The following is a 14,625-nucleotide window of genomic DNA, read 5'->3' on the forward strand; positions in this document are numbered from 1 at the left end:
ACCGGCCGAGTTCTCACCGGGCAGGCCTTCGGATTGCATTACTCTTGCTAATGGACACCTCCGTCAGTACCGCTGCCGCCAAGCAGCGGGGGCGGGCTGTAGCGTCGCGTCCTGGACGTTCATCAATCCCGGGTGGGTGGCGCCGTCAGTGCCGACCCGGCATTTCACCGTGGACGTCCGCTGCGATAACGCACTGCCCGGTGCTCCCGGCCAGGTCGGTTGCGTGGATCTGCAGGCCTGCCGGTGATCGGCTACAGCGTGACCGGGCCGTGGCCGGAGGTCGCCCAGCACATCAAGGACGCCCAAGCCACTGGCCTTCTGGGCAAGTACGGCACGAACGACTACGACACGGCTCACCGACCGCAAGAAGAGCAGGGAGAACCGGGGGAACCGTCCAGGTCGGCGGGCAGGGCGACCTCGGCGCGGACGTGAAGGCCACCGACCCCTTCGGCCGGCGCTGGGTCATCCAGTGCAAGCACCGCAGGAACGGCAGCCAGGGGGCGGCCGTGGGCACCCCCGAACTGCAAGTCCTCAACGGCACGGGCCGCCCCGTCCACAAAGCGGATGTTGTCGTCATGGTCACCAACGGCCGCATCACCCAACCCGGCCGCGCCTTCGCCAGCCAGCAGCGCCTGCACCTCGTGGACCGTCAGGTTCTGGCGCAGTGGGCAGCCGGCTCGCGCCCCTTGTGGGAGCTGCTGGGTGCGGTGCCGCCACCGCGACGGCCGGCGGCCCGGTCATGACGTGGCGCTTGAGGCGATCGACCTGTTGTGGGCTTGGCAGGCTTCTGCTCTTGCCGCGTGCGGGTGGCCTGCCGGCTGTCAGCGGGGAGCTCTACGACGCCACGGGCAGCGGGACGCCCGGAGGAAGGGCCGGGCCGGGTGGTGAAGCGTGCAGGAACAGGTCCGCAGGGTGCTCGGGGTTGACGTCGGCGGATCGGGCTGCGGTTAGCCTGAGTGTATGCGTGTCACCAGGGACCTGCCGACGCTCGCCGCCGGTGAGGTGGACGTGCCCTTCGTCATCCAGGGGTACGAGGAGGTCGTCGACGCCGACACCGCGTGGAGCGAGCACTCGCATCCGTGGCACGAACTCCTGTGGAACGAGCACGGCACGTCCACCGCCGTGGTCGGCTCTCAGGTGTGGTGCATCACACCGACGTTGGGACTGTGGATGCCGGCCGGGCAGCTGCACTCCGCCTCCGCGGTCGCGGGCACCTCCTACCGCGCCCATTTCTTCCGTCACGGCACGGAGTCGGCGTTGCCCGGCGTGCCGGTGGCCGTGGAGATCACCCCGCTGCTGCGGCTGCTTTTGGAGCGGCTTGAGGAGGTGGAACTGCCGCAGCGCTCCCGGGCCGTGACCGAGGCGATGGTGCTCGATGTCCTGCGGCCGTCGCCCCGGGCGCTGCTGGTGCAGTTGCCCACGTCCTCGTTGCTGCGGCCGATCGTGGACGCGGTGCGGGCCGACCCGGCCGGCCAGCGGACACTGGACGGCTGGGCCGCCGCGCTGGGCTGCAGTGCGCGCACGCTGGCCCGTGCCTTTCGTGCCGAGACGGGCACGAGTTTCGCCCGCTGGGTCGCCTCGGTCCGGGCCCAGCACGCGGTGCAGCTCCTCTCCCTCGGACACGAGGTCGAGGTGGTGGCCGACGCGGTCGGCTACCGCTCGGCGAGCGCCTTCGGCGCGGCCTTCCGGCGCACGACCGGCATGACGCCCGGCACGTTCCGGGCGCGCTGAGGAACCCCCGGGGCGAACGTCTTCCCGGGCGGTTCAGGCACCGCGTGCGTGTCCCGATCGCTACAAGGGCTGTCGAAAAGGCTCGATTGATCAACGCGCCTTCCCTCCATACTCTGTGCAGGTAAGCCTTACCTAACCTGCTGTGCCAAGCTTGGTGCCCCGCTCCACGACCCACAGTCCGCGGTCCGGACGTGCGAGTCCCGGCACCCGCGACCGAAAGTGAAACCGGGTCGATGACAACCCCACGCCTGCGTGCGCTTGCCCTTGCGGCGGCACTCCTGTTCGCACTCACCTCCTGCGGCGACGGATCCGCGGACAAGGACGACAGCGGTTCCGCCGGTGCCGACGGTGCCGGCCAGTTCCCGCTGACGATCAAGCACGCGCTCGGGACCACCGAGATCCCCTCCAAGCCCCGGCGCGTCGCCACCGTGAACTGGGCCAACGACGAGGTGCCGCTCGCCCTCGGCGTCGTCCCCGTCGGCATGGCCAAGGCCAACTTCGGCGACGACGACGGCGACGGCGTGCTGCCCTGGGTCGAGAAGCGGCTCAAGGAACTGAACGCCGAGACCCCGGTGCTGTTCGACGAGACCGACGGCATCGACTTCGAGGCCGTCGCCGACACCAAGCCCGACGTCATCCTCGCCTCGTACTCCGGACTGACGGAGCAGGACTACGAGACGCTCAGCCAGATCGCCCCCGTCGTGGCCTACCCCGAGGCCGCCTGGGCGACCCCGTGGCGCGACATCATCCGCCTCAACAGCAAGGCCATCGGACTGGCCGACGAGGGCGACGAACTGATCGCCGACCTGGAGGGGCAGATCGAGAAGACCGCCGCGAAGTACCCCCAGCTCAAGGGGAAGACGGCGATGTTCATGACGCACGTGTCGTCCAAGAACGTCAGCCAGGTCGGCTTCTACACCACCCACGACACCCGCACGCAGTTCTTCACCGACCTCGGCCTGAAGATCCCCGCCAGCGTCTCCGGACCGTCCGGGGCGACGAAGAAGTTCGTCCTCACCAAGAGCGCCGAGCACATCGACGACTTCAACGACGTCGACATCATCACCGGCTACGGGGACGACAAGGGCGAGCTGCTGAAGGCCCTCAAGAAGGACCCGCTCACCTCCAAGCTGGCCGCCGTGAAGCGGGACTCCATCTACCTGCTGCCCGGCAGCACCCCGCTGGCCACCGCCGCCAACCCGACCCCGCTGTCCATCCCGTACGTCCTTGAGGACTACGTGAAGGCGCTCGCCGAGGCCGCGGACAAGGCCGCGTGACCGTCACCGAGACCCCGCCCGCGCCGGACACCGCCCCGCTGCGGCGTCCGGCGCGCGTGCGCGTCATCTGGCTCCTCGCCGTCGCCGCCGTCCTGCTGGCCGCCATGACGGCCTCCCTCGCCTTCGGCTCCCGCGACGTCGCCTGGGCCGACGTCTGGTCGGCGCTCGGCGGAGCGCAGGCCAGCCTGGAGGAGGCCGCGGTCGCCAACCGCGTACCTCGCTCCCTCCTCGCCGTCGTCGTGGGCGCCGCCCTGGGCCTGTCCGGCGCGGTGATGCAGGGCGTCACCCGCAATCCGCTGGCCGACCCCGGCATCCTCGGCGTCAACATGGGCGCCTCGCTCGCCGTGGTCACCGGCATCGCCTACTTCGGCCTGGCGTCGGTGTCCGGATACATCTGGGCGGCGATGACCGGAGCGGCCGTGACCGCGGGCTTCGTGTACGCGGTCGGCTCGCTGGGCCGGGGCGGCGCCACCCCGCTGAAGCTGGCCCTCGCCGGTGCCGCCACCTCGGCCGCGCTCGCCTCACTGGTCAGCGCCGTCGTCCTGCCGCGCAACGACGTCTCCGACACCTTCCGGTTGTGGCAGATCGGCGGCGTCGGCGGCGCCACCCACGCCCAGCTCGGCAGCGTCCTGCCGTTCCTCGCCGCCGGCTTCGTCGTCTGCCTGGCCTCCGCCCGCGCCCTCAACTCCCTCGCTCTGGGCGACGAGCTGGCCGCCGGACTCGGCGAGCGGGTGGCCCTCGTGCGGGCCGCCGCCGCGCTCGGCGCGGTCGTGCTGTGCGGCGCGTCCACCGCCGTCGCCGGGCCCATCGCCTTCGTCGGACTCGTCGTACCGCACGCCTGCCGGCTGCTGGTGGGCGTGGACCACCGCTGGCTGCTGCCGTTTGCCGCGCTGAGCGGCGCCGTCCTGCTGACGGTCGCCGACGTGGTGGGGCGGGTCGTGGCCCGGCCGTCCGAGATCGAGGTGGGCATCGTGACCGCGTTCGTCGGCGCCCCCTTCTTCATCCACATCGTCCGCCGGCAGAAGGTCAGATCCCTGTGAGCGCCCCCGTCGTCACCGCCCCGCCCACAGTGCACACGGTCACCCGCGCGCGGGTCCGCCGCGCGTACCGGCGACGGCTGACCGTCTGCGCCCTGCTGGTCCTCGTCGTCGCCGCGTTCGCCACCACGCTCATGGCCGGGCACACCTTCTACCCGGCCTCCGACGTGCTGCGCGTGATCACGGGCGAGCAGGTGCCGGGCGCCTCCTTCACCGTCGGCACGCTGCGGCTGCCGCGCGCGGTGCTCGCCCTGACCGCCGGGTTCAGCTTCGGCATGGCCGGCGTCACCTTCCAGACGATGCTCCGCAACCCCCTCGCCAGCCCCGACATCATCGGCATCAGCGCAGGGGCGAGCGCGGCGGCGGCCATCGCCATCGTCACCTTCTCGCTGAGCGAGACCCAGGTGTCCGCGCTGGTGATCGCCGCCGCGCTCGGGGTGGCGCTGCTGGTGTACGTCCTGGCGTTCCGCGACGGGGTCGCCGGCACCCGGCTCATCCTGATCGGCATCGGCATCGCCGCCCTGCTCGACAGCGTCACCTCCTACGTCCTGTCCCGGGCCGGTGAGTGGGATCTCCAGGCGGCGATGCGCTGGCTCACCGGCAGCCTCAACGGCACCACCTGGGCCGAGACCGTGCCCACCGTGCTGGCCGTGCTGGCGCTCGGCCCGGTGCTGCTGTTCCAGGGCCGCAACCTGAGCGCGCTGAGCCTGGGCGACGACACGGCCTCCGCGCTCGGCGTCCGCGTCGAACGCACCCGCGTCACCGTGATCGTGGCCGCCGTCGGGCTGATCGCGTTCGCCACGGCGGCGGCCGGACCGATCGCCTTCGTCGCGTTCCTCTCCGGGCCCATCGCCGCCCGGCTCACCGGAGTCGGCGGCTCCCTGCTGGTGCCGGCCGGCCTGGTCGGCTCCCTGCTCGTCCTGGTCGCCGACTTCACCGGCCAGTACGCCTTCGACACCCGCTACCCCGTGGGCGTCGTCACCGGCGTCCTCGGCGCCCCCTACCTCGTCTACCTGATCGTCCGCACCAACCGGGCCGGAGGCTCACTGTGACCGCGTCCCACACCCTCGCCACCGAGGACCTCACGCTCGGCTACGGCGACCGCGCCGTCATCGAGGGCCTGGATCTGACCCTCGCGGCCGGGCGCGTCACGGTCATCGTCGGCGCCAACGCCTGCGGCAAGTCGACGCTGCTGCGCTCGATGTCCCGGCTGCTCGTCCCGCGCGCCGGCCGGGTCGTCCTGGACGGCAAGGAGGTCCACCGCACCCCGGCCAAGGAACTCGCCCGCACCCTCGGGCTGCTGCCGCAGTCACCGGTTACCCCCGAGGGCATCACCGTCCTCGACCTGGTCGGCCGGGGCCGCCACCCCCACCAGCGGGCCTTCTCCCGCTGGACGGCCCAGGACGACGCCGCGGTGGCCGCCGCGCTGGAAGCCACCCACACCACCGAACTGGTGGACCGGGCCGTCGACGAACTCTCCGGCGGTCAGCGCCAGCGCGTGTGGATCGCGATGGCGCTGGCCCAGCAGACCGACCTGCTGCTGCTCGACGAGCCCACCACGTTCCTCGACATCAGCCACCAGATCGAGGTCCTCGACCTGCTGACCGACCTGAACCGGACCCGCGGCACCACCATCGTCATGGTCCTGCACGACCTCAACCTGGCCGCCCGCTACGCAGACCAGCTCGTCGCCCTGACCGCCGGCCGGCTGCACGCCACCGGAACGCCCGAGGAGGTGATGACCGAGGACACGGTCCGGGCCCTGTACGGCATGGACAGCCGCATCATCGAGGACCCCCTCTCGGGCAAGCCCCTCGTCCTGCCGCTCGGACGCCACCACACGAGGACCGAAGGCCCAAAAGCCGCCCCCGCGTCGCAGCCGGCCGGGAGCCGCTGACCGTGCACGCCAAAATCGCCGCCGTACTGCCCGACCTCTCGCCCTGGCACTCCTCCCGCGACTTCCGCCTGCTCTGGACGCAGGGCGTCGTCACCTACGTCGGCAGCGTCATGGCGCTGATCGCACTGCCGTTGCAGATCAAGGAACTGACCGGCTCACCGCTCGCGGTGGGCACGATGGGCGCCGTCGAACTGGTGCCGCTGATGGTCTTCGGCCTGTACGGCGGGGCACTGGCCGACGCCGTCGACCGGCGCAAGGTCATCGTGCTGACCGAGGCGGGACTGGGACTGCTGGCCGCCGTCCTGCTGCTGAACGCGCTGCTGCCCAGCCCCATGCTGTGGCCCCTGTACATGGTCGCAGCCGGTGTCGCGGCACTCGCCGGACTCCAGCGGCCCGCCCTGGACTCACTGCTGGCCCGGATCGTCCCGCACGACCAGCTCGCCGCCGCAGCCGCGCTGAACTCGCTGCGCTGGCAGACCGGCGCGATCGCCGGACCGGCGCTGGCGGGCCTCGTCGTCGCGTACGCGGGCAACAGCACCGCGTACGCCATCACGGTGGCGAGCTTCACGGTGTCGGTCCTGATGTGCCGCCGGCTGTCCCCGGTGCCACCGGTCGAACAGGCGGCCAGGCCCTCGCTGCGCGGCATCGCGGAGGGGGCCCGGTATGCCTGGTCCCGGCCGGTGCTGCTGGGCACCTACGCGGTGGACCTGGCGGCGATGTTCTTCGCCTTCCCCAACACCGTCTTCCCCTTCCTCGCCGACGAGCTCGACGCCCACTGGTCGCTGGGCTTGATGTACGCGGCCGGCTCCGTCGGGTCGCTGCTGGTCAGCCTGACCAGCGGCTGGGTGACCCGGACACGGCGACACGGCCAGCTGGTGGTCTTCGGCGCGGCCGGCTGGGGCCTGGCGATGGCGGCGGCCGGCTGGACGTCGAACGTCTGGCTGGTGCTGCTGTGCCTCGCACTGGCCGGAGCGGGGGACATGCTGAGCGGCCTGGGCCGCTCCACCATCTGGAACCAGACCATCCCGGACCGGCTGCGCGGCCGGCTCGCCGGCATCGAGGTCCTCTCCTACAGCGTCGGCCCGCAGCTGGGCCAGGTCCGCGCCGGGGCGATGGCCGGCTGGACCGGCGTCCGCCCCGCCATCTGGACGGGCGGACTCGCGTGCGTCGCGGCGGTAGGCCTGCTCGCCGCCGCTCTGCCCAAGCTCATCAGCTACGACGCCCACACCGACGAGGACGCCCACCGCCACGCCGCCGAGAGCACCGAACCCGCACCGGGCCGCGAAGACGCCGACCGGTAGCCCGCTGCCCCCTCCCGGCCGGTTCAGCAGGCCGACTCCGCCGGCGGCTGCCGGCTGTGCTCCCGCGAGAACCCGCAGGAGTGGTGGTCGGGGTCGGGGATACCGCCGGTTCCGCTTCACGGTGTGGGACAAGAGAAGTCTTCGGTTTCGACGCTGCTCCGCCGGTACGGCGTCTTCGACGCATGTGGGGACGCCGCCAAGAGGCGCTGCTCGCCGCTGCGCTCCAGTGGCTGTCCAGGGAGTCTTGGTGGCCGTGGCGAGTGTGAGTGCTGGGCTCGGGCCGGGGGTTTGAGCTGCAAGTTGCCGGCTGGCGGGCCATGGGGGGGGGGTCAGGTTGTGTCATCTGCACTGTGCATGTGCATCTCCGGTGATCATTGGTATGTGGCCGCGTTGAGACGAGCCGCCTGGTTCTGGGGCCGGGACACGGTCAGCGGGTGTGGGATTGGGGCTCGCCGGTGTTCAGGTGGCGTCAGGGAATGGGGGCTCGTCCCACGGCCGTGTTCAAGATGATCGTGCGGAGACCGCTGTCGAAGCTGTCCGCGCGACGGCGGAGGCGGGATCGGTCCTGGGCGACGCTCAGGAGTTCGGAGGGCTCCACGTCCTGTTTTGCCGGTGTGCCCGACGGCTGCGTGGTCTGTGGGTGACCGACCTCGACTACGTCCTGCTCGACGGAACACTCGCCGAGTGTGAACGGGCGGCGACAGCCGGGCCGACTTCTCCTGCAAGCACGCCGCCACGGTGTGAAGGTGCAGGTCGTGACCGGTCCCGCGGGCAGGCTGCTGTGGATGTCACCTGCTTTCCCGGCCGTGCCCATGACCACCGCCGCCCGCATCCACGAGATCTTTTGGATGTGTGAACGCTAGGCGTGCTCGTCTTCGCCGACCGCGCCTACGTCGGAGCTGGCCCTCTGGGTGACCACGCGGGTCGGACGCCCACCGCTCGGAGAGCTCACTCCCACACAGCGGACGGTCAGCTGAGCTGTGTCAGCAGGGCGGGCACCAGTCGAACGAGGTGTCGCAGGGCTGAAGTCCTGGCGGATGTTCCGCCGAGCCCGGTGCAGCCGGACTGCTTTTCGTCGATTGCTGCCGCCGTCCTCACTCTGGGGCGTCAGCGCGGAAATGGTTCAGTCCCTGTCGAGTGCCCTCAGGGCATGCCGCGCTGGAGGGAGTTCACGTCAGACGCGGGTCCAGGCCGAGTTGTTCCGGGAGGCCGAGATGGTTGCGCAGTCTCGTGCCCTGGTAGTCGTCGGGGCGTAGGCCGCGCTGACGCAGGACAGGTACGACTTGGCCGACGAAGGCGTCCATCCCGTCGTGCAAATCATCGATGACGATGGTGAAGCCGTCGGCGGCACCTGCCTCCACCCATTCCTGCAGCGTGTCGGCGATCTGTTCGGCGATTCCGACCAGGGAGAGGGCTTGGACGAGCACTCCGTGACCGAGGATTTCGTGCGGTGTCCGTCCTTGGCGGGCGAGTTCGAGGGCGTGGATGGCTTGGGGTGCTGCGGGGTGGGGGCGCAGGGCCGCGATCTGGGCGCAGGTGAGTGGTTTGTCGCGATCGTCTGGGTCCAGGCGCAGTCTGAGGATGGCCGACAGGTGAGCCAAGCGCTTTTCGATCCCAGCGGCTTCCTCCAGCACCCTGCGTCGCTCGACGGCTTCTTGCAGGGTGGTGCCGACGGTGAGGGCGAAGAAGGAGAGGAACATCACCTCGTCCGCTTCTCGGCCGGTTTCCACAGTCATCGGTCGCATCATGGCGCGTTGGGCCTTGGCGTCTTCCATGGAGGAGGCGTGGGCGATGATGCCGTTGGCGTACATGCTGGCGGCCTCCACTCCGAGGCCGCTGGCGAAGGGCATGAAGATCACCGGTTGTCCCTGTTCGGACGGCGGGATCTGCAGTGGTCCGCGTGATCCGACGCGCCGGCCCTGCAATTTGACGGGGCGGATGTGTGAGGTGTCTGCGAACCGTCCGGTGGCCTTGTCGGGGGGCCCGCGGCTCTGCCCCAGCTTCCCCACAGCGCCTGAGTGATCTGGGTGGCTTCGTTGAAGCGTTCGTATTTCTCTGTACGCGACGGAACGGGGCGTCCGTAGTTGGCGAGGGCTTCCGGTTCGTAGCTGGGGATGGCCAGCCGGCGCGGCCATGGCTCATGACGTCCAGCGCCCTGAGTTGGCGGGCGAGTGTGTACGGCTCGACGAACGAGGCCGACAGGGTGGTGACCAGGCCGATTCGTTGTGTGGCGGGGGCGATCGCGGCCAGTGTCAGGGTCGGCTCCATCGTCACGATGGGCGGTCGCGACAGGATGTCCCCTCAGATGAAGACCCGGTCGGGGATGAAGAGGTAGTCCAGTCCGCCGCGTGCGGCGGTCTGAGCGGCGCGCACGAAGGCCGTCACGTCGGTGTAGGCATTCGGATCAGCCGCCGGCGTCCGCCGCGCTCCCGGGTGGTTGCCGTGCATCTCTCCCAGTGCCGCTCCGAGCAGGAGCGACTTCTTACCCATGACAGTCATGTCCTTGCGACGTAGGTGATCGACCCGGGCGGGTCGCGATGGTGAACGTGCGGACGGCCAGTTCGCCGCCTCGCCGATGGTGCGTCCGCTTGGCTGCAGCGGCGGCAAGGATGCGGGTGCTGCCGCTGGCGCCGCCGCGCGGGATCCCGGACAGCGGCGTCTGAGGACCGGCGAGGGCTCACTGCCCCACCCGGTACCGCCGCGGCGGTACCGGGTGGGCGGGGGCCGGGACAGTGCGCCGACCGCGCCGGCCAGGATGATCGCGGCCAGGCGCAGCTGCTTGCGGGGCACCGGTCTACAGCCGTTCGTGGTGGAGTGCGCCGACGTGGCGGTCGTGATACGTCAGCGGAGCGGCTTCGTCGTCGCGTCGGTGGTCGACGACCTCGAACAGGACCAGTTCGTGGTCGCCGGCCGGGATGTGCCGGTAGGGCCTCACGATCAGGGTGGCTGCCCCCCGGGGGAGGGTGCGCGCCTGGGCGGTTGCGCGGTCCAGGGCGATGCCGTCGAGCCGGTCGGGCCCCGATCTGCGCAGTTGTGGCACCAGGGCCGCATGGGGCTCGCCCAGAATCGTGATGCCCAGTTCCTGCGCCTGGCGTAGCTGTGGCCAGGTGGTGGAGGTGTGGGGGAACGCCATGGAGTCCAGCGGCGGGTCGAGCGAGACGCTGGTGAAGGAGTTGGCGAGCATGGCTTCGTCGTGGCCGTCCACCTCGGCGGCGATCAGCGCCAGTCCGGTGGGACAGGCCGCGAAAGTGCGGCGTACGTCGGCGAGCGGTGGGGTCTGCGTGGAGCTTCTCTTCTGGTGCGCGATGGACATCATGAGCGGACCGCGCGGCACGGTTTGAGGACGCGGTGCCGCTGCTGTCTTCTGTGCTGCCCCGGCCGGCAAGAGGGCCGGGGCAGCGGCCGGCCCTCTTGTCGGCCGGGGCAGACGTCACCAGCCGCAGGGCGTGCGTCTGCCGGTGGAGGGGCTACTGCCGGTCGAGGACGCCGGGGGTGTCGTGCAGGACGACGCTCTCGTGCAGCGGGACGCGGCCCGCGCCGACGTTGTGCATGGGGGAGGTGCGGTCGTCGGTGCCGAAGGAGATGCCGAACAACAGCTTGAGGTCCTCGGGCACGCCCAGGGTCTGGCGGACGGTGTCGGCGTACATGCCGAGGATGGTCTGGGGGATGCCGCGGTATCCGCGGGCGGTCAGGAAGAGCAGGAAGTTCTGGGCGTACATGCCGATGTCGCCGGCCGTCCGTACGCCGTCGCCGAACAGTGGCATGAACAGCAGGGCCACGTGGGGGGCGTCGTAGAAGCGCAGGTTCTCGCGGATCACTTCCTTTCTGCCCTCATGGTCCTCGCGCGCTATGCCCCGGGTTCCGTTGAGCTTCGCGCCGAACTGGAAGGCCCGTTCGTAGTGGATGCCCTGGCCGTAGTCGGCGGTGAAGTCGGGGGAGGGTCGGTCTTCCTCGTAGGCCTTGAGCAGTTCCTTGCTCAGGGCGTCTCGCGCCGCGCCGGAGACGACGTGCACCGTCCACGGCTGGGTGTTGCTGTTGGAGGGGGCGCTCTGCGCGTCCTCCAGCACACCGCGGATGTCCGCGGCGGGCAGCGGGGTGGGCAGGAACTGCCGGGGGGAGTACCTGGCGCGCGCAAGGTCGGTGAAGAACGAAGCCGTGGGGGTGGACAAGACATTCCTTTCGAGGGTGTTCACTCGTCCCGGTCGCGGCCTTGCCGCACGGCTGCGGCGTGCAGCGCCAGAGGCTGGGCCGGGGGCCAGTGGTGGATGGGGCGGTTGAGCTTGACCGGCTCGTCCGGCACGGGCACGATCCGGAGGGCGGCGGAATGCTTCATCTGCCGGTCGCGGTGGCGCGGGGCCTCGCCCCGGCCGCTGTCGCGGAGGCCGGTGCCAGGTCCTTCCAGGTCAGCTCGGTGCAGAAGACGGGCGTCATCGGCTGCCGGCACCAGAAATCGGCCGGCACTCCGGCGTCATAAGCGTCAAGGCCTCTATCGTCCACCGGGCGCATGTCCGGCCGTCGTGCTTCCTCACAGTCGGGAACGACCGGGAGCGCGCGACGCGGCCCGGGGGCCGGCGTCACCCCTGTCCTCCTGCTCCGATAACGTAAAGTTTCATGCTTTGTCCCTCCAGGGGGTGCACCGTGTCACGGCGGCAGAGCGGTGAGGTGTGACAACCGGGGCGGGCACACCCGCAGAGGCGGCCAGGACGTACCCGGTGAGGGCGAGTGGTGTCGGCGGGACCGGGCCGCTGGTCTATTCCGCGTCGTCGCGCTGGCGGTATCCGCTTTCGACGAGCCCGCGCAGACGCCCCAGCGACTCCGCATCAGTGCCACCGGTGCCCATCAACCAGGCAACGGAAGACGCCGCGAGAAACAGATCGAAGCCCGTCACCGAGGGGCGTACCTGCCCCGCGCGCTGCGCCGCCCGCACGTACTCATCGGTGGTGGCGATGAGGTGGTCACACGGAAGAGTCAGCGGATTTCCCGGCTCCTGCGCCCTCGCGGCGGCGATGAGCGGTTCCGGCAGACCGTTGAAGGCGCTGAAGTACTCCTCGACGGCCCGCAGCCACTGCCGCAACGCCTCGCCGGCATCGCCGAGCCGGGCGATCTCCTCCCGGCGGGCGACCAGCTCCTCCGAGCGCGTCTGCAGCACGGCCGCCAGTAGAGCCTCCCGGGTGGGGAAGTGCCGGTACAGCGTGCCGGGCCCGACGCCCGCCTCCTTGGCCACCGCCTCCAAAGACGTGCCGACCCCGTACTTCAGGAAGTGGCGCTGCGCCGCTTCGAGAAGGGCCGCCCGGTTGCGCTGAACGTCCGCACGAGGCCTGCGGCCCTGACCCTCGACGCTCATACTCTTCTCCCCGACCACTGCGGCCCCTGGACTCGATCAAAACGGAGGCTACCTCCGTATGTATCCACATTAAAACGGAGGCAGCATCCGGTCAACCCGGCGCCTGAAACACGCAACAACAGACGGCCAGGACGACGTCCCATGGACATGCCCTGACCGACCCGAAGAGCCACGACGATCCTGGCCGCGCCACGCACGCGCACTGGCGCTCGCCGAGGAACGCAGCGCCCGCCGAGCGACCTCAGGGGGTGGCATCCCGACGACGGCCAACCGACAGCCGCGCCGCCTCGAAAGCACGATCAGGCGATCTGTCCACCCCGAGAACCGTCGTCGTCGATCAGGTCCGCGAGGACGCAGTAGTGCCGCTGCCAGTCCAGCGGCCACGAGCAGTTCCAGTCAGGGGCGATTGCTGCCAGCTGCTTGGCGCGCTCCGCCGCCCGCTCCGGGTCCTTCCCAAGGCCCCCCTTCCGGCGCAGGTTGGGCATGTGCTGCCCGACCAGGACTAGCTCACCTTCAGCGTCTCCCCACAGCGTCCTGCCTCGGAGCCAGGTGGCCGTGTGCACGGTGGTACGAGCGCAGCGCCGCCAGCTCGGTCTCCCAGGCTTCCTCGACCGGTTCCCACACCATCCCGGCTTCGTCCAGCAGCTCCTTGCGGTGCAAGTCGAGTTCGCCGGCGCGGTACGCGCGCCGCTGCTGGTGGATCCAGCGCCCCAGGGGAAAAACGGTGACGCCCAGCTCGGTCTCGGTGTCATAGGGAACGGCGCGCAGGCCGGTGATACCGTTCTCCTCCCGCCAGCGGAGCAGGGCTTGGTAGCCCTCCGGCCAGACCAGGGACTCTGGCCGGTAGACCCGGATGTGCAGGAACGCGGTGATGGTACCGGCGTCGCGCGGGCTGGAGAAGTGGAGCAGGGCGGACTTGGCAGCGGCCTGCGTGTCGTCGTGCTCCTGGTCCTCGTCATCGCCGCCGGCCCCGAGGATCCGGCCCTCCTCGTCCCGCTGGACGTGCATCCGTCGCTGCTCACGACCCCGGGACAGGGCGCGCGAGGCGAACTGTTCGATCAGGTGTTCGTCATGACTGCGCAGGCCTTGGAGGACGGCTACCAGGGGTGCGAACGAGACGTTCCCGTGCCGAGCGCGGTGATCTCCCACCTGCCCGCGCGAGCCGCGAGCGTGAACTCGTAGGCCAGCGGCCACCGGCCGTCCTCACCGCGGGCTTCCACCTGCGCCAGGACGCGGGCCTTGGTGCCATCGGCCGGCACAGTCACCGTGGCGGCCGTTTCCTCGACGGCGGAGATCTGCCGCACCGTGACCGCCCGGTAGGGAGCGGGAGTAACCGGGAGCAGCTTCACGCCGGGGGCGAGGTAACGGTCCACCTCTCCGGCACCGGTGAGGTAGGCAGCGAGGAACTCCCCCACGGCGGCGGACAGATCACCTTCCGGCACGCTCACCCGGTACGGCGATGCCGGCACCTCCCTCCGGGCCGGGCCGGCCACCACGCCCGGCGCCCCGGTGACCGTGAACGAGGCGCCCGTGCGGTCGGTGGCCACCGGCACGGCGTAATAGCGCACCGATGCGTCGGCGTACTGCGCAGCCACCGTCACCGACCACACCCCCTGCGCGCGCTGCGCAGTGCGCACCGCCGTCACCACCTGCGGCGCCGGCTGCGCACCGTCGGCCAGCTCGGGCAGATTGACGCCGGGCGCCATCGACTGCGCATGCCGGGTCTGCGCACTGGCCTCGTCGTTGATGCTGCTGCGCAGCCACGCGTGGAGGAACAGCTGCGCATAGCCGGCCGGGTCGGCTGTCACCGGCGTGACGCGTGCGGTGGTCGGCGTGGTCGAGGACGCTGTCTCGACCGTGGTGGAGGTGGAGGTGAGGCTGATGCCGAGGGCGAGGGGGCCGGCCGCGATGACGGTCCACACGGCCAGGCGTGATACGCGCACCCGGCGCCGCATCGCCTCCAGCCGGGCGCCTGCCGCCATCGGAGCAACGGCCTCGCCGCGCGGGACCGGCTTGCCAGGGGACATGGTCGAACTCC

At 70.7% G+C, this 14,625-nt stretch carries 14 protein-coding genes and 3 pseudogenes; 8 read left to right on the forward strand and 9 right to left on the reverse strand.

From position 1 onward, the window contains the following. The first annotated feature begins 50 nt into the window (after positions 1-50). The 8 genes and pseudogenes from ACIGAN_RS31630 to ACIGAN_RS31665 all read left to right on the forward strand — a co-directional run. Complete coding sequence (locus ACIGAN_RS31630) at positions 51-743, forward strand: restriction endonuclease (protein WP_399862721.1); 693 nt, start codon at positions 51-53, stop codon at positions 741-743. 217 nt (positions 744-960) lie between these two features. Then, complete coding sequence (locus tag ACIGAN_RS31635) at positions 961-1,731, forward strand: AraC family transcriptional regulator (protein WP_399862723.1); 771 nt, start codon at positions 961-963, stop codon at positions 1,729-1,731. A gap of 233 nt (positions 1,732-1,964) precedes the next feature. Further along, complete coding sequence (locus ACIGAN_RS31640) at positions 1,965-3,008, forward strand: iron-siderophore ABC transporter substrate-binding protein (protein WP_399862725.1); 1,044 nt, start codon at positions 1,965-1,967, stop codon at positions 3,006-3,008. After that, positions 3,005-4,048 (forward strand): FecCD family ABC transporter permease, encoded by a 1,044-nt coding sequence (locus tag ACIGAN_RS31645; RefSeq protein WP_399862726.1) that lies wholly within the window; start codon positions 3,005-3,007, stop codon positions 4,046-4,048. Before ACIGAN_RS31640 ends, ACIGAN_RS31645 begins: the two co-directional genes overlap by 4 nt. Then, positions 4,045-5,097, forward strand: coding sequence for a FecCD family ABC transporter permease (locus ACIGAN_RS31650; protein WP_399862728.1), 1,053 nt, complete (start codon positions 4,045-4,047; stop codon positions 5,095-5,097). Before ACIGAN_RS31645 ends, ACIGAN_RS31650 begins: the two co-directional genes overlap by 4 nt. Further along, positions 5,094-5,942 carry an ABC transporter ATP-binding protein gene (locus ACIGAN_RS31655; RefSeq protein ID WP_399862730.1) on the forward strand — a complete coding sequence of 283 codons (849 nt, stop codon included), beginning with the start codon at positions 5,094-5,096 and terminating at the stop codon, positions 5,940-5,942. Before ACIGAN_RS31650 ends, ACIGAN_RS31655 begins: the two co-directional genes overlap by 4 nt. Before the next feature lie 2 nt (positions 5,943-5,944). Continuing rightward, on the forward strand, positions 5,945-7,243 hold the full coding sequence (locus tag ACIGAN_RS31660) for an MFS transporter (protein WP_399862732.1): 1,299 nt from the start codon (positions 5,945-5,947) through the stop codon (positions 7,241-7,243). Between the two features lie 616 nt (positions 7,244-7,859). Then, a pseudogene (locus ACIGAN_RS31665) lies at positions 7,860-8,357 on the forward strand (transposase family protein); the annotation flags it as partial. Between the two features lie 55 nt (positions 8,358-8,412). On the opposite strand, the gene ACIGAN_RS31670 reads toward ACIGAN_RS31665, so the two are convergent. The 9 genes and pseudogenes from ACIGAN_RS31670 to ACIGAN_RS31710 form a co-directional block, all read right to left on the reverse strand. Continuing rightward, a complete protein-coding gene (locus ACIGAN_RS31670; RefSeq protein ID WP_399862734.1) occupies positions 8,413-9,378 on the reverse strand; it encodes an LLM class flavin-dependent oxidoreductase in 966 nt (321 codons plus the stop codon). Continuing rightward, a pseudogene (locus tag ACIGAN_RS31675) lies at positions 9,374-9,511 on the reverse strand (nitrilotriacetate monooxygenase); the annotation flags it as partial. The pseudogene ACIGAN_RS31675 and the gene ACIGAN_RS31670, both read right to left, overlap by 5 nt. A gap of 33 nt (positions 9,512-9,544) precedes the next feature. Continuing rightward, complete coding sequence (locus tag ACIGAN_RS31680; protein WP_365742532.1) at positions 9,545-9,733, reverse strand: hypothetical protein; 189 nt, start codon at positions 9,731-9,733, stop codon at positions 9,545-9,547. Between the two features lie 304 nt (positions 9,734-10,037). Beyond that, positions 10,038-10,559: a flavin reductase family protein gene (locus tag ACIGAN_RS31685; protein WP_399862736.1), complete on the reverse strand. Its 522-nt coding sequence runs from the start codon at positions 10,557-10,559 to the stop codon at positions 10,038-10,040. Between the two features lie 151 nt (positions 10,560-10,710). Then, positions 10,711-11,412 (reverse strand): nitroreductase, encoded by a 702-nt coding sequence (locus ACIGAN_RS31690; protein WP_399862738.1) that lies wholly within the window; start codon positions 11,410-11,412, stop codon positions 10,711-10,713. Between the two features lie 20 nt (positions 11,413-11,432). Beyond that, complete coding sequence (locus tag ACIGAN_RS31695) at positions 11,433-11,576, reverse strand: hypothetical protein (protein WP_399862740.1); 144 nt, start codon at positions 11,574-11,576, stop codon at positions 11,433-11,435. 417 nt (positions 11,577-11,993) lie between these two features. Continuing rightward, positions 11,994-12,587: a TetR/AcrR family transcriptional regulator gene (locus ACIGAN_RS31700; RefSeq protein ID WP_399862742.1), complete on the reverse strand. Its 594-nt coding sequence runs from the start codon at positions 12,585-12,587 to the stop codon at positions 11,994-11,996. Between the two features lie 320 nt (positions 12,588-12,907). After that, positions 12,908-13,709: pseudogene (locus ACIGAN_RS31705) on the reverse strand (helicase associated domain-containing protein); the annotation flags it as partial. Next, positions 13,685-14,614, reverse strand: a complete 930-nt coding sequence (locus ACIGAN_RS31710; RefSeq protein WP_399862744.1) for a conjugal transfer protein — start codon at positions 14,612-14,614, stop codon at positions 13,685-13,687. The pseudogene ACIGAN_RS31705 and the gene ACIGAN_RS31710, both read right to left, overlap by 25 nt. Positions 14,615-14,625: the final 11 nt, after the last annotated feature.

Source organism: Streptomyces sp. NPDC085931 (assembly GCF_044540565.1).
Classification (GTDB): domain Bacteria; phylum Actinomycetota; class Actinomycetes; order Streptomycetales; family Streptomycetaceae; genus Streptomyces.

Bases quoted from the DNA above. Each gene is read 5' to 3' on its own strand.
- ACIGAN_RS31670 (WP_399862734.1), bottom strand. From the start codon at position 9,378: ATGGCCGCGCCGGCTGGCCATCCCCAGCTACGAACCGGAAGCCCTCGC.
- ACIGAN_RS31635 (WP_399862723.1), top strand. From the start codon at position 961: ATGCGTGTCACCAGGGACCTGCCGACGCTCGCCGCCGGTGAGGTGGAC.
- ACIGAN_RS31630 (WP_399862721.1), top strand. From the start codon at position 51: ATGGACACCTCCGTCAGTACCGCTGCCGCCAAGCAGCGGGGGCGGGCT.
- ACIGAN_RS31710 (WP_399862744.1), bottom strand. From the start codon at position 14,614: ATGTCCCCTGGCAAGCCGGTCCCGCGCGGCGAGGCCGTTGCTCCGATG.
- ACIGAN_RS31640 (WP_399862725.1), top strand. From the start codon at position 1,965: ATGACAACCCCACGCCTGCGTGCGCTTGCCCTTGCGGCGGCACTCCTG.
- ACIGAN_RS31680 (WP_365742532.1), bottom strand. From the start codon at position 9,733: ATGGGTAAGAAGTCGCTCCTGCTCGGAGCGGCACTGGGAGAGATGCAC.
- ACIGAN_RS31685 (WP_399862736.1), bottom strand. From the start codon at position 10,559: ATGATGTCCATCGCGCACCAGAAGAGAAGCTCCACGCAGACCCCACCG.
- ACIGAN_RS31700 (WP_399862742.1), bottom strand. From the start codon at position 12,587: ATGAGCGTCGAGGGTCAGGGCCGCAGGCCTCGTGCGGACGTTCAGCGC.
- ACIGAN_RS31695 (WP_399862740.1), bottom strand. From the start codon at position 11,576: ATGAAGCATTCCGCCGCCCTCCGGATCGTGCCCGTGCCGGACGAGCCG.